The organism is Pseudomonas sp. NFACC46-3, from assembly GCF_900114515.1.
GTDB classification, from domain to species: domain Bacteria; phylum Pseudomonadota; class Gammaproteobacteria; order Pseudomonadales; family Pseudomonadaceae; genus Aquipseudomonas; species Aquipseudomonas fluorescens_Q.
Window position 1 is genome coordinate 1 of record NZ_FOTH01000053.1, and the last position, 23,482, is coordinate 23,482.

Below are 23,482 nucleotides of genomic sequence, written 5' to 3' on the forward strand. Positions count from 1 at the left end.
GCGACCTTGCCCGCCTCGCTGGCGATGTCACCCACCACGTTGCCATTGTTGCGCAACTCGAAGTCACCACCGTTGAGGGCCAAGCCATCGGCGGTGATGTTGCCGTTGCCATCCTGGGTGGTCTTGCCATCGACATTGAGGAACACATTGCCGCTGGTGGCCAGTCCTTCGTTGATCGCCAAGTTACCTTGGGTGCCGATGCTCACATCGCCGGTGTTGTTCACCCCGGTGATGGTTGTTTGCGTGCCGTCGGCATGGGTCGCGGTCAGCGAACCCACCTTGAGGTCTGCGCTGTTGTTGAATTGGACCTTGCCCGCCGCGCTGGCGATGTCGCCAATCACGTTGCCGGTGTTGCCCAGCGCGTAATTGCCGCCCAGCAGCACCAGGCCGCTGGCATCCAGTTTGGCCCCGGCGTCGCCGGACTGGGTGGTGTTGCCCGCCACTTCCAAGGTGATGATGTCGTCGGCACGGGTCTGGCCCTGGCTGGCATCGTCTCGAGGGCCGTTTTCTATGGTGATGCCTTTTACCAACGTCAGGTCGTGATCGGTTTTCAGGGTGACCGCCTCATCGGAGGTAATCCCCACGGTACCGTCCACGGTGCCCACCGTCAGGTTGCCATTGCCGGCAAATGCCAGGCTGCCGACATCGGCGGCGATGACACCCACGTCATGCCCGCCCTTGCCCAGTTGGAAGTCACCTTCGCCACGCAAGGCCAATTCGTCTGCGGTGATGGTCGCGCCAGTGCTCTGAGTCGCACCTTGGCCCGCGTCGACGCTCAACGTCAGCCCCTTGCCGGTGGTGCCGTCTTCGTCGGTGCCTTCGGGATCCTTGAGCATCAGATCGCCCAGCAGGTCCAGGACGCCGTTGGCGACCAGGGCCAGATCGTCCTTGAACGTCGCGCCTTCATCGTCGACGGTGATGTTGCGCGTCTTGTCGTTGCCGATGACGACCTTGTCGAAGCCATCCTGGATGTTGGCCAGGTCAGCGTCGGACAGCACCAACGGATCGTTAGGCCCGGTCACCTCCGGGTCGTCGCTGCCGCCCAGGTGGATGTCCAGGCCATCGGTCTTCTGCTGCAGGGTGAGACTGCCACTACCGGAAACGCTCGCGGCGAGATCGATTTCGTCGGCGGTCAGGCTCGTATCGCCCTGGGTGAGCAGGGCCTGGCCGACCGTGAGCTTGTCCGCGACAAGGTTCAGGTCACCGGTCTGGGTCATGCCGGCGACCGGCACGCCTTGCGGGTTTGTCGGGGTCTGGCTATCGGGAATGGTTACAACGCCGACGGTCAGGTCATCGACATCGGCAAAGCTGACCGTGCCGGTGTCGCTGGAGATGGTGTTGACGTCGTTGGCCGCGTTGTCGAGATCATGGGTAGCGCCGTCACCCAGCAACACCAGGCCATCGGCGACAAGGGCACCACCGGCGGTCTGGTCGACCTTGCCACCGTTGCTCTGCAACACCAGGACGGGGGCCGGCTTGGTGTCATCGTTACCAGTGCCCGGGGCGTCGGCCACGGTCAATTGGTCATTGATATGGATATTGCCGGTGCCGGCATTGAGGACGAGGTTGTCGTTGATGCGGGTCGCTTCGATGATGTTGATGTCACCGGTCATGTCTGCGCCGCCGATGTTGACGGAGGTGAACCCGTCGCCCAGTGCGCCTATGTCGGTGCCGGTCAGTTCCAACGAACCGGGGGCATCGCCCGTGCTGCCGCCCACTGCGATGTCTTTGCTCGGCGTGTTGGTCTCAAGGGTGATGTTCCCATTGCCGGTGACACTGCCGACGCCGCCGTTGAAGTTGATGTCGTCCGCCTTGATGGCCAGGTTGTTGTCGGTGCTGTTGAGGCTGCCATTGAACGTAATGGAACTGCCTTGCAGGCCCTTGCTGCCCGAGGTGTCAGTCTTGATGTTGTCAACGTACAGCGAGCCACCGACCTGCTTGCCGGCGGTCTGGTCGAAACTGCCCGAGACGAAGACGAATTTGTACGTGCCGGCCTTGTCCGCCGTAGCCGTGTGGCTTTGCCAGTTCACCGCCCCCGTGCCGTTACCCGTTTCATTCAGGATGATCTGGTATTCGCCGGTATTGACGTTCAACAGGTAGCCGAAGACATCGTAGGTATCGCCGCCCGCGACCGGTTTGTAATCGAAGCTGACCTTTTCCCCGGCGGCCAGGGAGACCGTGCCCTCGCTCACGACCGAAGGGCCACGCATGATGCAGCCGGCGGGGGCGTTGAGGCAGTTGGAGGTATTCTCGGTCCCCAGCAGCAGCGCGGCGCCGCCATCCTCGCCTTGGCCAACGGCAGCGACCGGAGTGAGGGGTTTGTAATTCATGTCGCCCTGGTCGCCAGGGGAAACGCTCGGCGCATTGCCGTTCGTTGGCGAGGTCGTCGGCAACGTCGGATCATTCGGCGAGACCACGCCATCCACCACGGTGACGCCCGTGAAGAACTGGTCGATGGACGTCTTCCAACCGACCAGGCCATTTTCGAAGTCGGCGTTCAGGAATTGTGAAGTGCCCAGCTCAACCGCACCGGTGTAGACCTGCTCGCCGCGGGTGAAGACTTTTGCGCCGTTGATAAACGTCTTGCCGGTGCCACTGGTGGTCGCATACAGGGCGCCCAGCGCGCTGTTACCGCCGACCATGTCGCTGAAGATGATCGAGCCCGAACCGGCATCGACGCGCAGTTGGCGGTTGTTGGCCACCGCATCGGAGTCCACCACGCCGGCAAATACGACATTTCCGCCGTTGCTCTTCAAACTGACGTCGGTGTTGAGCGCGATTTTGCCGTTGAGAATCAACGCCAGGCTGTTGCCATTGCCTGCGCCGCTGGCGTCGATGTCACCGTTGAGGAAGATATTGCCGAAGACATAACGGCCTGTTGCGCCGTCGTCGTGTCCCGACTGCAACGTCAGCGTCCGGTCACCGCTGACGCTCTGCGGTGTGTAGTCGCCGTTCCAGTGAATGGTATTGTCGGCCTTGATTGCCACATCGGTGCCGCCGGCCAGGGCGGTGTCGATCGCGTCGAAACCGACCGTGGCGGCTTGGCCGTTGGCGCCGCCCGTCAGCCCTCCATTACCCGGCCCCACGGTGACACTGTCCGGGTCGAGCAACCACAAGCCACCCTTGCCGTTCTTGGCCGAAGCATCGGCGGCTTTGCTCACCGCCAACTTGGCACCGCTGGTCTCGATCTTGCCGCCGTCGCCGCCCTTGGCACCGCCGGTGGCTTTCAGCGTGCCATCCACCCGCGTCACGCTGCCCGGCTTCTTGGTATCCGACCAGGCCACCACGGTACCGCCCTTGCCGTTGTCGGTCGCCGATGCATCGAGCACGGCACCGGCGGCGATGGTGGTCTGGCTGGCCTGTTTGATCGCCGGGTCCTTGCCTTGCCAGCTACCGCCCACATAAATGTCGCCGCCGCCCTTGGCGCCGGTGGCGTCGAGCTCAGCGCCGCCGTTGATCGCGACACGCTCACCGGTCACGACAATCTTGCCGCCCTTGCCGGTATCGGAGGACACATCGATTCGCCCGGCGACTTGCACACCGCCCTGATCCCCCATCAGCGTCACCACGCCGTTTTCACCGATATCCAGGGAACGGGCTTCGATCAAACCGGTGTTGTTGATCACCGTGCTCGCCAGGGTTTCCGCCGCACGGGCGGTCAGCAGGATCCGGCCGGCATCGGCACGAATGGCGCCGCCGTTTTCGATCAGCGCTTGAAGCGCACCTTCTTTCACTTCCAACTGCACCGGCCCGCCCAGATCGAGCGTCACGACACTGCCGGCGCCCAGCAGCACATTACCCTTGTTCGCGGTGATGCTGCCTTCGTTGACGATTTTTGCGGCGATCAGGGCAATGGTGCCGCCTTGCGCGGCATTGATGTTGCCCTGGTTGACCACCGAGGCGGCGCTGGTGCCACTGAAACGGTAGTTGCCCGCGAGGAAGTCTTCCGTGGTCATGTTGAGCGTGGACGCGACCAGGCCGCCTACATCAACCTGAGCACTGGGTGTGAACAGGACGCCGTTGGGGTTGACCAGGAACACCTGGCCGTTGGCTTTCAGCGCGCCCTGAATCACCGATACATCCGAGCCCAACACGCGGTTCAATGCGACAGACGCCGCGCCCGGCTGGACGAACTGGACGGTGTTGCCTTTGCCGATGGAGAAGCTTTGCCAGTCAATCGCGAGCTTATCGCTGCCCTGATGAATGGCCATGTTGTTGCCGTTCTGATGAATGCTGCCGTTACCCGCCACGATGTTGCCGCCGGAAGGCAACGCCCCCGCCGCGGCGACCGAGGCGAAGACACTGCCGCCTACGCCGATGACGAGACTGAGCGATGTACGGCTTTTGTCTTTGCCGTGACTCTTGACCAACTCGGATGCTACCTGCCACGCGCCCATCACGGCATTCCAGACGACTCGGTAAACTCTATTCATTTTTGTTCACTCATCCTTAATACGACGGGTCGTGCCATGACGACCAGGCGGTTCGCGTCGACAAATCAATGGAAAACCGCATCCGGACGGATGACGGCTTGAAAATCCCACAATGCTCCGTGCCATCATCTCTGCGGCTTGTCGATCGCGCTTTTGCTTGAGCGCCCGCGGCTTTTGATTGAAGGGATCGAATGAACTTTTTTCACGATGGGTGGGTAACGTGCATCGGGTGGAGGCTGGTCGCCTTCGTGGGCGAGCTATGCTGGAACGCTCCCATTTCGACCGGAAGTTCGGCAGCGTTCGATCGTTCCTCACGCTCCGCGGGGGAATGCCGCCAGGGACGCTCCGCGTTCCGCTTCCGGTGGTGACTCAGAGCGTCACGGGATGCATTCCCAGCAGAGCGTGGGAACGATCGGATGGTGGGGGGGTGATTGTCCTTTTCGGTAGGGGTGCGGCTAAGATGACGCGCAGGGAAATCACAAGGAAGACAGGCGTGATGCAAGCGCAATTCGATCCGTTGGTTCATATCGATTGGAAAACACCGGGCGGCGACCTGCTCGGGCTGTTGCAGCATTACTATCCCGATATCGGTGTGTTTGCCGGTCCGGGGTTCGAGGCGTTGTTGGATGAGCTGTCCAACGAGATGCCCGAGGTCTGTTTCGAGGCACTGGCGCCGGTGTTGGCGGGCCAGGGTTATGACTTGTGGAACCTGGACGCCGGTGGCGATGATTATCGGCCGGTGATTGTCCCGGTCGCGCAACGCGAGGCGTTTGCCCGGCATTGGCAGGGCCAGCGCGGCGAGCCGAGGTTCACCGCGAGTTTGATCGAGCCGCCCAAGCCTGCCGCCGTCGAACGCAAACCGGCCAAAGCCAAGCGCGGCAAGGTGAAGTGGCTGCAGGAAGTCCATGACTATCCCGGCGCCACCTATGTGCATGAATACAACTACCGCAACGGTTGGGCCGCCATTACCGAGCAGGACGAAGACCAGTGGCTGTGCTTTCTGATCGATTACAACCAGTGGCCGCCCATCGAGCAGGACATGCTCGAACACCGCACCGACGGCGTGGACGCCGCGGACTTGCAGCTCATCGATGCCGACGCCCGGCGCAGCCTGTGGAAACGTCAGGTCATACGCGGCGATTACAGTGCGGACGACCGCTACCAATACGAAATTCGTCACGACGATGAGATCGCGGCGTTCGGACCTGCCGGGGTGCAGTGGCCGGAATTTGAACAGCCCTGCGTGGTGGTGGGCTCGGAGATATTCGAACGTCAGCGCATCTACGAACCCGAGCATTTGACGCGGATCTGGCGGATCACCGCCGACAGCAGCGAGGTGATTTTCGAGCACGCGGATGAACTGACGATCCTGCCCGTCGGCCCGCGCCGCTTGCTGTTCATGCAGCACAACGGGCCGTTGTGCTGGATCTGGAATCAGGACGCCCCCCAGCAAACCATCGCCGCCAAACCAATGCCCGTCGAGGCTTATAAACTCAGGGCGGCAAGCGCGTATCTGGGGGGCGATGAAATTTTGCTGTTCAGCGAAGGCGCGCGGCAGAACGTCGAGCATTCGGGGTATCAGGAGACGGTGCTGTTGGCGTGGCGCTTCAACTTCGTGACCGGCGCTTCGACGAAGGCGCTGTTGGACGGTTTCGGCAGTGAGCTGCGCCAGGACACGCGCCTGCTTGTCACGCAGCCCAAGCAGGTCATTACGTTGCGCACCTTTCATGGGCAGCTTCATGTTGCCCGGGGGCATGGGGATTGGTGGGTGTGGAACTACAGCGCCAATACGTTTGGTACACACACCCTGGCCTGGTTTTGGAATCAGGACAGCCATGAGGTGGTGAAGCTGTCTTCCAAGGACATCCCGCGTATCAAACCGGATGTTCGTTATGTGCCGGCGCAGGATCGGTACCTGGCGTTCGAGACGGCGTTCGTGGCGAGGTTGCCGGTGTTCAGTGAGATGGTTGAGGCCAAGGGGGGCGAGGTTTTGGTTTTTGAGTGAGGGACCTTTCCGCGCTCAGAAACACCGCAGCAGGTTGCCCCGCGCGGTGTTCGAAAGTATGAGTCACTGTGGCGAGGGAGCTTGCTCCCGCTCGGCTGCGCAGCAGTCGTAAAACCTGCCGGCGCCGTTTTTCCTGATGCACCGTGGTGGATGGCCTTGGGGCTGCTGCGCAGCCCAGCGGGAGCAAGCTCCCTCGCCACGGGGTTCGCGGTGATTTCGAAGAGTCAGACCCGCAGCAACCCACGAAAGCCCCGCGCCGCGTAGTACGACTGCACGCCATTGTGGTAGATGAACACCCGGCCATAACGGTAGTCGCCAAAAATCGCCCCATCGAGCGAGCGAAGCTCTGGAGGGGTTGCCAGCCAACTGGATGTCTTGGCATCAAACTCGCCAAGCGTTTGCAGGGCTCGGTACTGCTCTTCCGTCAGCAGGGCGATGCCCATTTCTTCGGCCATATCGACGGCACTGCCTTTGGGCTTGTTCTCCTTGCGTGCGTCCAGGGCGGCGCGGTCGTAGCAGAGGCTTCGGCGACCGGTCGGGCTTTCTTTGGCGCAATCGCAGAAGGTGACAACACCGGTTTTCGGATCGAGGCCGATCACGTCTGGCTCGCCGCCGGTGGCGTCCATGGCTTGGAGGGACGCCAGGGCATTGGGGTTGTTTTCGAGCCGGTTCTGGACGTCGGCCCAAGGGATGTCTGGGTGACGACTCAGGTTTTGTTCGAAGCGGGTTTTCAGGGTTTGGATGAGGTTGTCTAGTTCTTGTTTTTTCATGGTATGGAAGTCCGTGGGTGATCGGTTGCCGATTCCGCGCCTGGTTCAAGAATACCTAGGATAGACATACGGCAGATTTCCCACAGACATGGTCGCTCCCACAGGGGGTCAGGCGCTGAACTGCTTGATCCAATCAAGGCCTGCCACGGTAGAACCGGTGGGACGGTATTCACAGCCGATCCAGCCTTGGTAGCCGCGCCGCTCCAGGTCTGCGAACAAGGCCGCAAAATCCATATTCCCCGTCCCCGGTTCATGACGCCCCGGGCAGTCGGCAATTTGCACATGGACGGTTCGGTCATAGAAGCGAGCCAGGACATCCGCCGCGTCCCCGGTCAGCCGTTGGGCGTGGTAAAGATCGAGGATCAGCCCGACACTCGGGAACGTCTCCAACACCTGTTGTGCCTTGCTGAAGTCGGACATGTAGTAGTCCGGCATTTCCTGCACGCAGATGACTTCGATCAGCGGCCGCAAACCCTGGTCCTCAAGGTATTTGACGGCGTACTCCAGGTTGCGCTCATAAATACGCGCGGCGTCTTCCTGGACCGTAACGCCCGACATGATGTGGACATCCGAACACGCCAGCGCCTTCGCATAGCGAGCCGCCTGGAGCAAGCCGCTGCGAAACGCCTCTTCCTGGCCGTGCAAGGCTGCGATGCCTTTGGTCACGCCAGCCGGTGCGGCGAACTGGATCAACGGCAGGTTATGTTGAGTCAGATGATCGGCTAGAAGACTGGCGTCGAACTCATAGGGTGACGGGAATTCCACCGCGCGAAAGCCCGCAGCGGCGGCAGCTTCGATGCGTTGTAGAAAAGGCACTTCATTGAATTGAAAACCGAGGTGAGCGTTGAACTTGGGCATTGGGTAAATCATCCATCCTGGGAAGAAACGAAATCATCCGTTTAGAACAACTTGCGCAGCGCCAGCACGGCACTGTCGGGCGTGGTCAATACTGGCAGGCCGGAGCGAGCCCCGGCCTGTTCGGCAGCACTGGTCATCGAAAACTGGGCGAAACAGATCAGGTCGCAGCCCTCGACCCGGGTGGCCATTTCCACAATGGCAGCATCGTGAGCTTGTGAGTTGCCGTCTTTCAACGCCTGCAATGCCCCCGGAACGAAATAAGGCACCACTTCCACCGCGCGACCACTGCGCTCTGCCGCTTGCTTGAACTCGGGCATCATCGAAGTAATGGTGGGTTCGAACGTTGCCAGCACAGCAATGCGCGATGCCTGGCTCAGCGCCTGGTCGATCATGGCTTCGTTCGGCTTGAGCACGGGAATGGCCACCTCGGGTTTAACCAGGTCGATGGCATCGCCAAACGCCGAGCAAGTAAACAGAATGGCATCCGCCGCGCTTTGTACGGCGTAGTGGGACAGCGCCAGGAAGCGCGCTTTCATGCTCGTGGTCAATTCGCCCTCTTCCACCCGGTCCTGGGGTAGCGAGTCCTCGAGCAGATTGATGATCCGTGCCTGCGGCCAATGCCGGGCAAAAGCCGCCGTGATGGGCTCGATCGCCAATGGGGTCGCGTGGATCATAAAAATGCGTGGAGCCTTCATGCTTATGCCATTCTCCAGATCATGTTTTTTGCACGGTATCAGAAGGCCCGATAGCGTGTGGAATTCCTGTGGCAATAAACAATGCGGCACTGAGCACATGAGGCCCGTATGAAGAACTTCACGATTCAACGTATCGACCACATCGTCCTGCGCGTAAAAGACCTCGAGCGCAGCCTCGCTTTCTATACGTCGGTGCTTGGTTGCGAGCTCAAGAAGCGCCGGGACGATCTTGGCATGCTTCATCTGGGCACCGGTGTTTCGATGATTGACCTGGTTGCCGTCGACGGGCCTCTCGGTCGCCAGGGTGGGCCGGCAGCGGGAAAGCAGGGGCACAATGTCGATCACCTCTGCCTGCGGATCGAGCCGTTTGATGAACCAGCCCTCCTCGCGCATTTGGCGTCAGCTGGCCTGACCGTTGAGAAAGCGCAGATGCGCTATGGCGCGGAGGGCAAGGGCTGGTCGATCTACTGCTTCGATCCGGATGGCAACCAGATCGAGTTGAAGGGCCCGGCGCTGGAGCCCTGAGCTTCAACTGGCAGGCAATCCCCTGTGCGGGCTTGCTCGCGAAGCGGTCTATCTGGATCGGTGATGTTGACTGTGCCGGCGTCATCGCGAGCAAGCTCGCTCCCACAGGAGGTCGGTGGTGGACGCAGTAGTGGCACTTCAGTAGCATTCACCCACTTTATCGATCCTTCAAGGATGCCTCATGCTCGCCCTGCCTCGCCGTCTTGTCCCGTCGCCAGCATTGTTCGCGTTATTCGTATTGCTCGGCGGTTGCAGCGTCAATGGCAGTTACCCCGATGCCATCGAACCGGACGCCGCCAAGTTGCGGTTCGTCGCCAATACCAGCAACGCCACGCTGGACTATTTCGACGCGGCCCATTGCGACGGGCAAACCACTGGCATCCTCAATAATATGCTGCTGAGCGATACCGCGCGGCGGGTGGGGATGAGCGTTCCGGCGCCCAAGGATGCCAGGGGTTATTTGGAGGTCAAGCTCAAGCCGGGTGAGCAGATTCACCTGCGCACCAACATGAACAGCGGTTATGCCGTGTGTGGCAAGGGCTTCAACTTTACGCCCGACGCCAATGCCGAATACGAGGTAACGTTCAAGTCCGAGAAGAACTTCTGCCTGACTCAGTTGCAACGCTTGCAACGGGTCGACGGCAAGGACGTGCGCACACCGATCCCGATCCTGAAAAAAGATTTTCCCGCCTGCGCCGGACGCAATGCGCTGTTTCCCAAAACCTACCCGGACACGCCCCATCGCCTGGAGCTGATGAACCGCGTCATCGAGAAAAGCCTGGTCGTCACTGTGAAGAGCGATCCGACCAAGGAAAAAGTCGAGAGTTATTCGCCAGAGAAACTGGACACCCTGATCAGCGAACGCAAGGCCAAGCTCGGCTTCGAGCTGCCGGCTGACTACTGGACGCTGTACCGGGAAAACCTGAAGACGTTTGGCGATGACATGGCGCAGAACAAGGCGCGCTCGATGGAACGCTTCAAGGACGAATACCAGGTGCGCCTGCGGCAGTTGAAGGACGAGCAGTTGGAACAGTGGGCGTTGCCCAAAACCGCCAATGCCAAGCCGGAAAAAGCCGAGATCGATCTGGACGTCGCGATGATGGTTGAGTATTTCCGCATCGGCAATGGCGTGACCGTCGAAGCCGTGGATCATCATTTGGAAAGAATGGCGCAGATGGATGAGCGTTATGGGGTATGTGCACGGTTTGCGGAGTGCTGGAAGCGCAACTAGCAGGAACACTTTACCCGGGATATTTCCAAGCGAAGAGGGTCATGAGGCACTCCGCTTGGCGCTTCACGATGAGCCCAACGATTTCCTCGGCCCCGTCGGCAACATCCGTGCGAGCCAGGCGCTCAAGGGGATGTACAAGCCCACCGAGATCGAGATCTGATGTCGGAGCGCCCCAGGTTCGCTTGCTGGGGGCTCATTTCACTCGACCGCGGCTGCGCGCAGCATTGGCCGCGCGTTCCAACGCTTGGCTGAAGACCCGCTGCTGGTCGTCGTCGAATTGGGACAAGAACAATTCGTCCACCGCTCCTTCGTAGATTTCCCACATCTTCTTGCGCAGCGCTTTTCCGCTCTCGGTAATGGCGGCATACGCGCCTCGACCGTCATCGCTGGCGCGGCTACGGGTGACCAACCCTTCCGCCTCCAGGCGGTCCACCAGGCGGGTGAGGTTGTAGCGTTCGATGGCCATGACATCGGCCAGCTCGCTCATGCGGCGTGCGCCGTCCGGGCCGCTTTCCAGGCCCCATAACGCGTCGTACCAGGCGTAGGCAGGCAGCCCGGCGGCCGCCAGTCGGCGCTCGATTTCGCGGATCAGGCACCGGTGGGCCCTGACGAATCTGAACCAGGTATCCGGCTCGCTGGAAGACATGCAGCACCTTTTTTAGAAATTGATTTAGTTGCAATTGTAGCGCGCGGCAGGCTAAGTTCTCGCACGTAGTTGCATTTGCAACTACAAAACTCTCGAAGGTTGGCGTCGACCCACGCCCCTTAGTCAAGCACCAAACGACTCGGTGCTGCAGCACTGTCCAGGAGACGACAACGATGGCACAACAATCCATGTTTCTCGACGAGGATCCACAAGAGACTCGCGAATGGCTCGAATCCATTGAATCGGTGGCGAGTGTCGAAGGGCGCCCTCGCGCCCACTTCCTGATCGATCAGATGCTTGATTTCGACGCCAACCGCCACGGTGATTTCTACGGTCGCGTAACGACGCCCTACGTCAACACGATCCCGGTAGACCGCCAGCAGCCTTACCCCGGCGACCTGGCCGTGGAGCGCCGGATCAACGCCTACATTCGCTGGAACGCGCTGGCCATGGTGCTGCGCGCCGGCAAACATTCGAACGTGGGCGGGCACATCGCGTCTTACGCGTCGGCGGCGGTTTTGTATGACGTTGGCTTCGAGCATTTTTTCCGTGGCCGCACCGAGCAGTTCGCCGGTGACATGGTGTACATCCAGGGCCACTCCTCTCCTGGCATCTACGCACGCGCCTATCTGGAAGGCCGCCTGAGCGAGGATCAGCTGGATAACTTTCGTCGCGAGACCGACCGCGATGGCGTGTCGTCCTATCCGCATCCACGGCTGATGCCGGACTTCTGGCAGTTCCCGACGGTGTCCATGGGGCTCGGGCCCATCACGGCCGCGTACCAGGCGCGATTCATGCGCTACCTGGAGGATCGCGGCCTGAAGGAACACCAGGGCCGCAAAGTCTGGGCGTTCCTCGGAGACGGTGAAATGGACCAGCCGGAATCGCTGGCGGCGATTTCCCTGGCGGGTCGGGAGAAACTCGACAACATCATCTTTGTCGTCAACTGCAACCTACAACGCCTGGACGGCCCGGTGCGTGGCAACAGCAAGGTAATCCAGGAATTCGAAAGCCTGTACCGGGCGGCCGGTTGGAATGTGATCAAGGTGATCTGGGGCAGCGGCTGGGATGTCCTGCTGGAAAAAGACAAGAGCGGCCTGCTGCGCCAGCGGATGATGGAGTGCGTGGACGGCGACTACCAGAACTACAAATCCCAGAACGGCGCCTATGTGCGCGAGCACTTCTTTGGAAAGTACCCCGAGCTGTTGGAGCTGGTCAGCGACCTGAGCGATGACGATATCTGGAAGCTGTCTCGCGGCGGCCACGACCCGGAGAAGGTCCACAACGCCTATGCCGCCGCCATGCGCCATACCGGCGGGCCGACCGTCATCCTGGCCAAGACCGTGAAGGGTTTTGGCATGGGCGAAGCTGGTGAAGGCCAGAATATCAATCACCAACTCAAAAAAATGGGCGACGACGCGGTCAAGGCGTTCCGTGATCGGTTCGGACTGGAACTCAGCGATGACCAGTTGGGCGACATGCCTTACCTCAAGCCGGCTGCGGACAGCGTCGAGGCCCTTTACCTGCAAGCCAGGCGCAACCAATTGGGCGGCTACATCCCGGCCCGCTTCAATGCCGTGGCCCCCTTGCAGGTTCCACCCTTGTCGGCCTTGGACACACAGCTCAAAGGCACCGGCGAACGGGCCATCTCCACCACCATGGCGTTCGTGCGCATTCTCGGCACGCTGCTCAAGGACCCTAACATCGGCAAGCTGATCGTGCCCATCGTCCCGGACGAATCACGTACCTTCGGCATGGAAAGCCTGTTCCGCCAGATCGGTATTCATTCCCACGTCGGCCAGCTGTATACGCCTCAAGACGCCGGCCAGTTGAGCTATTACAAAGAAGCCCGGGACGGCCAGATCATGCAGGAGGGACTGAACGAATCCGGCGGGATTTCTTCGTGGATCGCCGCCAGTACGTCCTACAGCACCCACGGTGTGATGACGGTGCCCTTCTACATCTTTTATTCGATGTTCGGCTTCCAGCGCGTCGGCGACCTCGCCTGGGCGGCAGGTGACGCACGCGCCCGCGGCTTCCTGCTCGGCGCCACCTCCGGCAGGACCACGCTGATGGGCGAAGGCCTGCAACATGACGACGGTCACAGCCATGTGCTGTCGTCGACCATCCCATGCTGCGTGTCCTATGACCCGACCTATGCGTATGAACTGGCCGTGATCATCCAGGACGGCATGCGGCGGATGTATGCCGAAAACGAAGACATCTTTTATTACATCACCGTGCTGAACGAAAACTACGCCCATCCCGCGATGCCCGAAGGCGTAGAGCACGGCATCCTCAAGGGCATGTACCGGCTCTCGGCGCCTGAAAAAACTGTCGAAGGCAAGCACGTCCAGCTGATGGGCTGTGGTTCGATTCTTCAGGAAGTGGTCGCGGCAGCTCAGTTGCTGGAACAGGACTTCGGCGTCGGCAGCGAAGTCTGGAGCGTGACCAGCCTGACCGAACTGCGCCGCGACGGTCAGGAAGCCGAACGCTGGAACCTGCTGCACCCAGAGCATGCGCCGCGTATCGGTTATGTGGAAAGTTGCCTGCAGGACAAACAGGGGCCGGTGGTGGTCGCGACTGACTACATGAAGATATTCGCCGACCAGATTCGCCCGTTCGTACCCAATCGCCGCTTCGTGGCCCTCGGCACCGACGGTTTCGGCCAGTCGGATACCCGCGAGTCGCTGCGCAGATTTTTCGAAGTGGATCGGCACTTCATCGCCCTCGCGGCGTTGAAGGCCCTGGCCGACGACGGAAAAATACCTCGGGAAAAAGTAGCCGAGGCGATCAGGCTTTACGGCATTGATCCGCAAAAGCAGAACCCTGCAAAGGTGTGAACCTGAGCCTAGCAGCGGCGCCCCCTCAGGGCGCCGCTGCAACTGGTGGACGTGTTATTACGCCGCTGACTCAACCACACCTCGAACCCGCTGCAGCATATTGATCAAGTGCAAGCGCATCGACGCCCGCGCCGCTTCGGCATCACGCCGCGCCAACGCCGCATAGATCTGCTCGCGCTCTCGAACCAGCAACGCTCGGTTCTCGTCCGTCACCACAGGCCCGGCCTGTTGCACCACCGCGATCAAGGTGTTGCCCACATGCGCCATGGCATCGATAAAGAAGCTGTTGTCGGTGCACTGGACGATCTGCAAATGGAATTCGAAATCGACCCGGGCGCTTTCGTCATCGGCCGCCTCAAGGGCATTCGCCGCGTCGAGTACTTCGCGCATGGCCTGCAACTGTTCCGGCGTGGCCCGTTGTGCGGCGATGCCGGCGGCTTCCACTTCCAGGCTCAGGCGCAGTTCGATCACGGCGAGCGCGTCGTAGGCGCCACCCTTGACGTGTTTGCTGCCTTGGAAATCACCGGGGCGGGCGGTGTCGACCACGAAGGTGCCGATGCCGTGGCGGGTCTCCACCAAACCTTCGGCCTGAAGCCGCGACATGGCTTCGCGGACCACGGTCCGACTGACGCCGCGTTCCTTGATGATGACCTGTTCGGTGGGTAACTTACTGCCCGCAGGCAGTTCGCCGGCCAGTATCTGCTGCGTCAGGTCGACCACCAGTTGCTGGGTCATGCTCAGGCGTCGATCGGGTGTGACACGGTCCATTGCACCTATCCATTAAAGCCAGACGATCGCGCATTATAGCCGCGACCTCGCGGCAAAACGCACTATAATGCCCGCTGATCACCCAAGAGCAAGCCGATGACGGATCAAGCGTTATCTCCACTGAACAAGCCGCGCCGCCTCGCCGAAACCCTGGTCGACCGCTTTGCCCAGCGCATGCGTGAAGGTGTTCTCAAGCGCGGCGAAAAGCTCCCCACCGAAGTGCACATCATGGAGGCAGAAGGTGTCAGTCGTTCGGTGGTGCGTGAGGCGCTGTCGCGCTTGCAGGCGGCAGGGCTGGTGGAGACGCGCCATGGCGTCGGCACCTTTGTTTTGGACATGCCGGCACCCGAGGGCTTTACCCTCGGGCCGGCGACGATTGCCACGTTGTCGGATGTGCTCAGCCTGCTGGAGTTTCGCCTGAGCCTGGAAGTCCAGGCCGCCGGCATGGCCGCCGAACGCGCAACGCCCGAAGCCCTGGCCGAACTGGCCCAGGCGCTGGAGGCGTTGCTGCAAGGGCCGGAAAAATCCGGCACCACCATCAATGCCGATTTTCAGTTCCATCTGAAAATCGCCAAGGCAGCCGGCAATTACTACCTGATCGACATCATGAAGCACCTGGGCACGAAGCTGATCCCGCGTACCCGCATGAACTCCGCCTACTCCGGGCAAAGCGATCGCAGTGCTTACCTGCAAGGGATCAACGCCGAACATCAGCAGATCTTCGACGCCATCGCCAGCGGCAATGTCGATGCGGCGCGGGCGGCCATGTACCTGCATTTGAGCAATAGCCGCATGCGCCTGTGTGAAACGCAACAGCGCCAGGCGTTCTACAACGAGTAAGCCCAATGCTGTTCACTTAAGGTTTGCATGACTCACTGTGGCGAGGGAGCTTGCTCCCGCTGGACTGCGCAGCAGGCCCATTTTTGTGAGCGCTTCGCACTCAAGCGGGAGCAAGCTCCCTCGCCACGGATTCATCGCCCCCTTGAACGAGCAGTGCTGTCTGGGGGCGCTTGCTCTCACAATTTAGAAGAAGCTGTATTTAACACCGACCCGCAGTCGCAACTGGCGATCACTGTCGACCGAGTTGACTTTGATATCGCCCACTTCAAAGAACGGCGCCCAGCGTTTGTCCCACTGGTATTTAACCACGGCATTCTGTTCATAGTCGTCGGTACCGCCGTTATAGCGAATGTAGTCGGCATCGAAATAAGTCAATTGATATTCATAGGCCCACGGTCCTTGAGGGCCATAGTTGATATAAACATCGTAACGGTTGACCTTCTGATCGTCCTGGCCATTATGCGGCACGTCACGGTCGATCTGGTCGCGGTCAAGCTTGGCTGAATCAAAACGGTAGCGCCCGGCGATGCTCAGCTCTTTGGTCACGCGGTAACCCAGGCGCAGGCCCAATTTGTAGGTGGTGGACTCCTCGTCGCTATCCAGGGCCAGCGAAGGCGTCAGCGTCCAGCGGTCATCGATCTTGTGCTGGTAGTTGACGGTGAATTCATGACCACTGCCAACGGTATTGTCGAAGGCGACGTCTTGCCGGTCACCGGCGGTCTTGTATTTGAGTTCACCTTCCAGGCCCACGCCGTTGTCCAGTCGTATACCGAACTTGGCGCGGTCGGCGTGCATGCGAGTTTTCTCCGCATATTGGTGACGCACATTGATGTAGCCGGTATCGGCCACTGCAACAACCGAAGTGAACAATGCAGCGAGGGAAACTAATACAAGTGTCTTTTTCATGTTTTTTATTCTTGTTGGTTGAAAGGTTAGTTAGGGCAGACGCTAAATCACAGGCGAGCGCGTGCGCGGCATTGATACCTGGGCTCCAACGTTTTTTACGGGTTAAAACAAGTACAACTAATTAATGGAACCTCAAACAGCGATGGGCACGCGTTGTATGTCCCGACTGGCTTGCACCAACAAACGGGTGTACGCGTGCGTGGCGCCATCGCTCGCCAGCAGATGGCTGTCGAGGGTCTCCACCACCCGGCCCTGCTGCATCACCGCCAGCCGATCACACAAATGCGCCACCACCGCCAGATCATGGGTGACCATCAGGTAGGTCAGCCCTTCCTGGTGACGCAAGTCGGCCAGCAGGTTGAGGATTTCCGCCTGCACCGAGACGTCCAGCGCCGAGGTCGGCTCGTCCAGCAACAACACCCGGGGACGCAGGATCAGCGCCCGGGCGATCGCCACGCGTTGGCGCTGGCCACCGGACAACTGGTGCGGATAACGGAAGCGAAAGCTGTCGTTCAAGCCGACCTTGCGCAGGATCTCGCTGACCTTCTGCGCACGCCCGTCGATGCCGTGGATGCGCAGCGGCTCTTGCAGCGCGGCATCGATGGTGTAGCGCGGATGCAACGAGGCGTACGGGTCCTGGAACACCATCTGCACCGTGCGATAGTGATTCAGCGGCAGGTTGCGCGTCACGGCTTGGCCGGCGACCCGCAGTTGTCCGCTCCAATGCTGGTACTGCCCGGCCAGGCAGCGCAGCACGGTGGTCTTGCCCGAACCGGACTCCCCCACCAAGCCGAATGCCTCACCTTCGGCGACACTCAAGTCGACGTCGTGCAGTACTGCGTTCAGTGCCGAACCGGTACCAAAACTGAGGTTCAGGCCGGCGATTTCAATCATGCTCATGACAGGCTCCTCAAGCATTCAACCAGTGTGGGTCGCGCTGCAGCACCGGCAACGTGGCGCGCGGATGGTCCAGGCTCGGCAATGCGGCCAACAGGCCTTGGGTGTAGGGATGGGTGGCGTTATCCAGGTCGGCGGCGGCAATCGACTCGACCACGCGACCGGCGTACATCACCAGCACGCGATCACAGAAATGCCGTACCAGATTCAAATCGTGACTGATGAAAATCAGCCCCAGGTCACGTTCGCTGACCAACTCCTCCAGCACATTGAGCACCTGTCGGCGCACCGATACGTCCAGCGCCGAGGTGGGCTCGTCGGCGATGATCACCTGGGGATCGGTGATCACCATCATGGCGATCATGATCCGCTGGCCCATGCCGCCCGAGACCTCGTGCGGGTACAGGTCATAGACCCGCCGTGGGTCGCGGATATGCACCTTGGCGAGCATGTCCAAGGCGCGTTCGCGGGCTTCGCGATGGGGCACCTTGTGATGGGCCAGGTAGGCCTCGGCGATTTGTTCGCCGACGCGCACCACCGGGTTCAACGAGTACTTGGGGTCTTGCATGATCATCGACATGCGCGCGCCGCGAATCGCCTGGATCTGCTTTTCGCTGGCGGCCAACAGGTCAATATCGGCGAAGCGCAAGGTCTTGGCGGTGACCCGCGCGGTCGGCGGATGCAGACGCAAAAGACTGCGGCCAACGGTGGATTTTCCTGAGCCGGATTCACCAACGATGGCGAGTTTTTCCCGGCCCAGGGTGAACGACACGTTACGCACCGCCAGGGAAGTTTTGCCGGCGTTGCGAAATTCCACGCACAAGTCCTGTACCGCAAGTTTTATCTCAGTCATGGCCTGTTCCTCAGGATTGGCTGCGTGGGTCGAGGACGTCGCGCAAGCCGTCGCCCAACAGGTTGAAGGCCAGGCTGACCAGCATGATCGCCGCACCGGGTGCCGCCACCAGCCACCAGCTTTCGAGCATGTAGCGCCGCCCGGTGGAGATCATCGCGCCCCACTCCGGCAACGGTGCCTGGGCGCCGAGGCCGAGAAAACCCAGGGCGGCGGCGGTGAGGATGATGCTCGCCATGTTCATGGTCAGGCGGATGATCACCGACGACAGGCACATCGGGATGATGTGGCGCAGGATGATGCGGGTGCTCGACGCGCCTTGGAGCTGCACCGCAACAACGAAGTCAGCGTTGCGCAGTGGCAGTGTTTCGGCGCGGGCAAGCCGGGCAATCGGCGGCCAAGCCGTCAGCGCGATGGCGATCACCGCATGCTCCAGGCCCGGGCCAAGGGCGGCGATGAAGGCCAGCGCCAGGACCAGGCTGGGGAACGAGATGAAGATGTCGGTGATGCGCATGAACAGGCTGTCGACCCAACCGCCGAAGTAGCCGGAAACCGTGCCGACCAGCAGGCCGATGGGGCCGACGATCACCGTCACCAGCAAGACGATGTACAGGGTGATGCGCGAGCCATACACCAGCCGGGCGAAGACATCGCGACCGTATTCGTCAGTGCCGAACCAGTGCACGCCGCTGGGTGCCTGCAAGGCCCCGGCGAGGTTCTGCAACAGCGGATCGTGGCCGGCGATCCAGGGCGCGAAGACCGCGACCAGCATCAGGGTCGCGACGACGATCAGGCCGGCGAAGGTCATCGGGTTGCGCAGCAGGAAACGCAGCAGGCGCAAGGTACTGGCGGCCATCGCTGCGGTACTGGAGGCGGGCAGCGCGGCGGGTGCGCTGGAAGCCAGGGGCAGGTTCATTAGCGAGTCCTCGGGTCGAAGATCTTGTACAACGCGTCGCTGATTAGGTTCAGCGTCACGAAGATGAGGCCGATCAGCAGCACGCAAGCCATCACCGCGTTCATGTCACCGAGCAGCAAGCTGCTGGTCAGGTACTGGCCGAACCCCGGCCAGGCGAACACGGTTTCGATCAGCACCGCGCCTTCCAGCAGGCCGCCATAGGCCAACGCGACGATGGTCAACAACTGCACGCGAATGTTGCCGAAGGCATGCCCCCAAACGATCCGCCGCTGGGACAAACCCTTGACCCGGGCGGTGATGATGTACTCCTGGGACAGTTGCTCAAGCATGAAGCTGCGGGTCATGCGGCTGATGTAGGCCACCGAGTTGAAGCTGAGGATCACCGCCGGCAACAGGATGTGCCGCAGGGCGCTGCGAAAGGCCTCCCAGTCGCCGGACCAGGCGGTGTCGATCAACAACAGCCCGGTGTGTTTCGGGATCAGCCCGTCATAAGCCAGGCCAATGCGCCCGACGCCACCGGCCCAACCCAGCCAGGCGTAGAACACCAGGAAGGCCATCATGCCGATCCAGAAAATCGGCGTGGAGTAACCGAACAACGTGATCAGCCGTGCGACATGGTCACCGGCACGGCCCTGATGCGTCGCGGCGTAGACACCCAGCGGCAAGCCCGCCAACACGCCGAACAGAATAGCCAGGGTCGCCAGTTCCAAGGTGGCCGGGAAGACCCGGGCGATGTCGGTGATGACCGGGTTGCCGGTCAACAAGGCCATGCCGAAGTCACCGTGCAGCAGGTCGCCGAGGTAGATCGCGAACTGGGTCCACAACGGTTTGTCCAGGCCCAGCTCTTTGTACACCTGGGCGTAGGCCGAGGCGTCGGCGTCCGGGCCGACGATGGCCAGCACCGGGTCCAGGGGCATCACTCGCCCGATGAAAAAGGTCAGTAGCAGCAACCCCAGCAGCGTCACCGCCACCGAGCCGCCGCGCCGGGTCGCCGAAGCGGCCCGGGTGGTCCAGATTGAAAAGGATGCAGTCGACATGTTCATTCCTGCCTTGGCCCTGTGGCCGTCGATTTCAGCGCTGCTTGTAGACGTCCCGAAGACGCGTGGTGGCGGCGGTGTGGCCGATGTAGTTGCGCACGTCGGCGTGGATCACCACTTCGTCCACCATCTGTGAGACCGGCATGATCGCCCCGGCCTGTTGGTCGTAGAGGGTCTGGATCCGTGCGTAGATTTGGCGCTGGCGCTCGGGATCACGCTCGCGCTCGGCCTGCTCGATCAACTGATTGAGCTGCGGGTCGAAGAACGAGGTGCGCCAGCCCTGGAAGTTGCTCAGCTTGGCTTCGGTGCGGTTGTCCGGGTTGTACACCAGGGCCCGCAGGCTCGAATGGGGATGACGCTCCGCCCCGCCACCGCCGCGCCCGACGAGGATGTCGAACTGACGGTCGCGCATCGCCCCGTAGATCTGGTTGCCGGTGCCGGTGATGATCGTCGCCTGGATACCGGCCTGGGCCAGTGTCGCTTGCAGGCTGGTGGCGATGTTGATGAACGGCGGATCGGTGAGCGATCGAATGGTCACTTTAAAGCCGTCGGCGTGCCCGGCCGCCGCCAACAGGCGCTTGGCCTCGGCCACGTCCAGGCGATAGCCCGGGTCTTCCAGGCGTGCCGGCAGTCCCAACTGCAAGGGCCGCTGATTGATCACACCGTAGTGCGGCATCACCACATCGTTGATGCCCTGGTAGTCGATCAACAGGCGAATGGCCTGGCGCACGCGGATGTCCTGGAACAACGGCTGTTGCATGCTCATCGCCACGTAGTACAGCGTGCCCCGGGCGATGCTCTGGATGCGCACCTCATCGACCTTGCCCAGGGCCTTGATGTCGGTGGCCGCCATGCCCCGGGCGACGTCCAGGTCACCGCGCTCGACCATCAGCCGCAGGGCCTGGGACTCGGTCATGTTGCGCATGATCACCCGGCGCAACTTCGCCGCGCCGCGCCAATAGTCGTCATTGCGACTCATCAGGATCACGTCGTTGGCGCGCCAGATATCGAGCTTGAACGCGCCGGAGCCGGCTGTGTGAGTCGCCAACCAGGCCGCGCCCTGATCGTCACCGACCTGATGCTGCAAGGCGACGCTGCGATCGATGATGAAGGCGCTGGGAGAAGTCGCCAGGGTGTTGAGCACCAGCATCGGGTCCGTGACGCGTGGCAGCTCCATGACAAAGGTGTGCGGCCCTTCGGCACGCATCAACTTGACGACGTTGTCGGCGGTGAAACCGTAGGCTTTCCAGGTCGAAGCCAGGGCGCGGTTGAGGGTGACCACACGCTGCAATGACCAGGCGACGTCTTGGGCAGTGAGCGGTGCGCCGGAGTGAAAACGCACGTCATCGCGCAATTGGAAGGTCAGGCGCATGCGGTCGGGGCTGACGTCCCAGGTTTTCGCCAGGGCCGGAATCAGCGTGTCCGGCTGCGCCGCATCCTGCTCCAGAAGCATATCGTAGACGTTGGCGTTGACCTCGGCGACCTCCAGACCCGTCGCCGCGGCAGGGTCCAGGGACAACAGGTTGATCATGCTCATGCCCACCACCAATTGGTCGGGGGGCGTTTCGCCTTGGGCCAGGCTGACGGGCACCTGCACTGCGTACAGGGCCACGGCGACACACAGCAGCCTGGTCAGGCGCTTGGGCCAGAGATTCATGGTTCAGTCCTTTCTTATATTTATAAAGACTTGTCGCCCGGGCAGCCATCGACCTCAGGCGTGGAACAGGATCAATGTCGAGACAGGGTGTTGGCTTCGATATACGCGAAGTTGATGTCCTCGCCCAACCCCGGTCGGTCGGACAGGTGTACAAAACCATCGGCGTCCATCGGATCGACAATGCTGTTGAGGTGCGCCGGGACTTCTTCATAGTCGAGGAATGGGTGCAGCAGGCCGCGCTCGTACCAGCGGCAATTGCTGATCGCCCCGACCACCGCCAGGTTCGCCGCGCCGTTGCCGTGCACTTCGCAGTCCATGCCGAACGACTCGGCCAGGTGCGCCACCTTCAGGCACGGCCCGATGCCCCCGACCCCGGCCACGCCGGCGCGCAGGATGTCACAGGATTTCTGGGTCACCCAACTGGCGCGGCTGTGGAACTTGCCGGCGATGCTTTCCGGGCCCAACACCGGGATGTCCAGGTTGGCGGCCAGCCAGGCATAGGACTCCGCCGAGTCTTCCATCATCGGCTCTTCGAACCAGGCGAAATTCAGCTTTTGCAGGGCCTTGCCGATGGTCAGCGCATCCATGCGGCTGTACCAGTGATAACCGTCGAGCATCAGCGCGATGTCCGGCCCCACCGCCTCACGCACGGCAGCGCAGGCCTGGATGTCCATTTGCGGGTTCGGCGCGAAGGAAATCGGCGGCATCCAGGTGTGCAGCTTGATGGCCTTGTAGCCGCGCTGGACCAGCTTTTCGGCGAACTGGCCGTACTCGTCCGGCGTGGACAACCCGCCCGGCAGATCGTCGCCACACATCGTCGAGCCGTAGGCCGGAACCTTATCGCGATAGCCACCAATCAACTTGTGCACCGGCAGCTTGAGTTTGCGCCCGGCCAAGTCCCACAGCGCTTGCTCCACCAGGGCCAACGCCCGATCAGTGAACTGCCCGGCACTGCCGCGCTGCCAGTGTGCAAGGTCTTGCCAGATGCTTTCACGGTCCATCGGATCACGACCGATCAGCACCTTGCGCACGAAGGATTCGATGATGTGCGGACGAATCAACTCAGGCGGGCCGAAGGCATAGCCCTCGGAGCCATCGTCGCAACCGATTCGCAGCAAAGCCATTTTGATCATGACCTCATCGCCTGGATGGGCATGGCCGGCACTGTCCTGAGCGCGGCGCGAAGGGGTGGAAAAGACTTCGACGTGAACGCCTGTGATTCTCATGGGGAGGAACACCAAATGTTGTTATTGTTTATTTGTATGTCGTCATACAACGTGTCGAATTATTCTGACGTTCCTGGTGAGCTGTCAACCCCTTAAACGCAATAAAACTTACACGCTAACGAGGCTTTTCGCGAAGAAGAGGTCATTTCCATGAGCAAAATTTTAAAATGTCGTCATACCACACGGCGTAAAGTGAGACGACTTGCCGTAGACGACGTAGCGCCTTGAAGGCTGAAGACGTGGGCAGGAGATGGGCGACTGGGGGAACGGGCTTGCTCGCGATAGCGGTGGCTCAGGCGACGGTGAACTGTCAGGTCCGCGCACCAAACCGATCACGGCTATTGGTCAGGTGCAGCCACATCCCGTGGCGAGGGAGCTT

The 23,482-nt window shown here is 61.2% G+C and carries 18 protein-coding genes; 5 read left to right on the plus strand and 13 right to left on the minus strand.

What is annotated here, in order from left to right; genetic code table 11:
* On the minus strand, positions 1–4,433 hold a 4,433-nt coding region (locus tag BM300_RS30840; protein ID WP_139232398.1), incomplete at its 3' end, for a two-partner secretion domain-containing protein.
* Positions 4,434–4,929: 496 nt separating this feature from the next.
* Here BM300_RS30840 and BM300_RS28415 point away from each other — a divergent pair.
* The gene (locus tag BM300_RS28415) at positions 4,930–6,438 is read left to right on the plus strand and encodes a hypothetical protein (RefSeq protein WP_092464627.1); all 1,509 of its coding nucleotides are present in this window, start codon (positions 4,930–4,932) and stop codon (positions 6,436–6,438) included.
* Between the two features lie 224 nt (positions 6,439–6,662).
* On the opposite strand, the gene BM300_RS28420 is transcribed toward BM300_RS28415, so the two are convergent.
* The 3 genes from BM300_RS28420 to BM300_RS28430 form a co-directional block, all read right to left on the minus strand.
* Entirely contained in the window at positions 6,663–7,208 is a 546-nt protein-coding gene (locus tag BM300_RS28420) for a DUF4256 domain-containing protein (RefSeq protein WP_092348366.1), read from the minus strand.
* A 108-nt stretch (positions 7,209–7,316) separates the two neighbouring features.
* Positions 7,317–8,066 carry a hydroxypyruvate isomerase family protein gene (locus BM300_RS28425; protein ID WP_092348364.1) on the minus strand — a complete coding sequence of 250 codons (750 nt, stop codon included), beginning with the start codon at positions 8,064–8,066 and terminating at the stop codon, positions 7,317–7,319.
* 41 nt (positions 8,067–8,107) lie between these two features.
* Positions 8,108–8,761: an arylsulfatase gene (locus BM300_RS28430; RefSeq protein WP_092148979.1), complete on the minus strand. Its 654-nt coding sequence runs from the start codon at positions 8,759–8,761 to the stop codon at positions 8,108–8,110.
* Positions 8,762–8,869: 108 nt separating this feature from the next.
* Here BM300_RS28430 and BM300_RS28435 point away from each other — a divergent pair, with 108 nt between their 5' ends.
* Both BM300_RS28435 and BM300_RS28440 read left to right on the plus strand, forming a co-directional pair.
* On the plus strand, positions 8,870–9,286 hold the full coding sequence (locus tag BM300_RS28435; RefSeq protein ID WP_072410941.1) for a VOC family protein: 417 nt from the start codon (positions 8,870–8,872) through the stop codon (positions 9,284–9,286).
* 181 nt (positions 9,287–9,467) lie between these two features.
* Complete coding sequence (locus BM300_RS28440; RefSeq protein ID WP_092348361.1) at positions 9,468–10,517, plus strand: hypothetical protein; 1,050 nt, start codon at positions 9,468–9,470, stop codon at positions 10,515–10,517.
* A 193-nt stretch (positions 10,518–10,710) separates the two neighbouring features.
* On the opposite strand, the gene BM300_RS28445 is transcribed toward BM300_RS28440, so the two are convergent.
* Positions 10,711–11,163 (minus strand): MarR family winged helix-turn-helix transcriptional regulator, encoded by a 453-nt coding sequence (locus BM300_RS28445; RefSeq protein ID WP_072346932.1) that lies wholly within the window; start codon positions 11,161–11,163, stop codon positions 10,711–10,713.
* A 173-nt stretch (positions 11,164–11,336) separates the two neighbouring features.
* On the opposite strand from BM300_RS28445, the gene aceE reads away from it, so the two are divergent.
* Positions 11,337–14,006 (plus strand): pyruvate dehydrogenase (acetyl-transferring), homodimeric type, encoded by a 2,670-nt coding sequence (aceE, locus tag BM300_RS28450; protein WP_072346934.1) that lies wholly within the window; start codon positions 11,337–11,339, stop codon positions 14,004–14,006.
* 57 nt (positions 14,007–14,063) lie between these two features.
* Here aceE and BM300_RS28455 read toward each other — a convergent pair whose 3' ends face one another.
* Entirely contained in the window at positions 14,064–14,774 is a 711-nt protein-coding gene (locus BM300_RS28455; protein WP_092348358.1) for a FadR/GntR family transcriptional regulator, read from the minus strand.
* Between the two features lie 96 nt (positions 14,775–14,870).
* On the opposite strand from BM300_RS28455, the gene BM300_RS28460 reads away from it, so the two are divergent.
* Entirely contained in the window at positions 14,871–15,614 is a 744-nt protein-coding gene (locus BM300_RS28460) for a FadR/GntR family transcriptional regulator (protein WP_092148988.1), read from the plus strand.
* A gap of 183 nt (positions 15,615–15,797) precedes the next feature.
* Here BM300_RS28460 and BM300_RS28465 read toward each other — a convergent pair whose 3' ends face one another.
* The 7 genes from BM300_RS28465 to BM300_RS28495 all read right to left on the minus strand — a co-directional run bounded on the left by BM300_RS28465 (position 15,798) and on the right by BM300_RS28495 (position 23,103).
* A complete protein-coding gene (locus BM300_RS28465) occupies positions 15,798–16,520 on the minus strand; it encodes an oligogalacturonate-specific porin KdgM family protein (RefSeq protein WP_072346940.1) in 723 nt (240 codons plus the stop codon).
* Between the two features lie 132 nt (positions 16,521–16,652).
* Complete coding sequence (locus BM300_RS28470) at positions 16,653–17,420, minus strand: ABC transporter ATP-binding protein (RefSeq protein WP_092148992.1); 768 nt, start codon at positions 17,418–17,420, stop codon at positions 16,653–16,655.
* Between the two features lie 10 nt (positions 17,421–17,430).
* Entirely contained in the window at positions 17,431–18,270 is an 840-nt protein-coding gene (locus tag BM300_RS28475) for an ABC transporter ATP-binding protein (protein ID WP_092148994.1), read from the minus strand.
* 10 nt (positions 18,271–18,280) lie between these two features.
* The gene (locus BM300_RS28480) at positions 18,281–19,183 is read right to left on the minus strand and encodes an ABC transporter permease (RefSeq protein ID WP_063322887.1); all 903 of its coding nucleotides are present in this window, start codon (positions 19,181–19,183) and stop codon (positions 18,281–18,283) included.
* Complete coding sequence (locus BM300_RS28485; RefSeq protein WP_025211956.1) at positions 19,183–20,220, minus strand: ABC transporter permease; 1,038 nt, start codon at positions 20,218–20,220, stop codon at positions 19,183–19,185. The genes BM300_RS28480 and BM300_RS28485 overlap by 1 nt, the downstream gene beginning before the upstream one ends.
* A gap of 34 nt (positions 20,221–20,254) precedes the next feature.
* A complete protein-coding gene (locus BM300_RS28490; RefSeq protein WP_092348353.1) occupies positions 20,255–21,877 on the minus strand; it encodes an ABC transporter substrate-binding protein in 1,623 nt (540 codons plus the stop codon).
* A gap of 71 nt (positions 21,878–21,948) precedes the next feature.
* Positions 21,949–23,103, minus strand: coding sequence for a mandelate racemase family protein (locus tag BM300_RS28495; protein WP_170862118.1), 1,155 nt, complete (start codon positions 23,101–23,103; stop codon positions 21,949–21,951).
* Positions 23,104–23,482 lie beyond the last annotated feature (379 nt).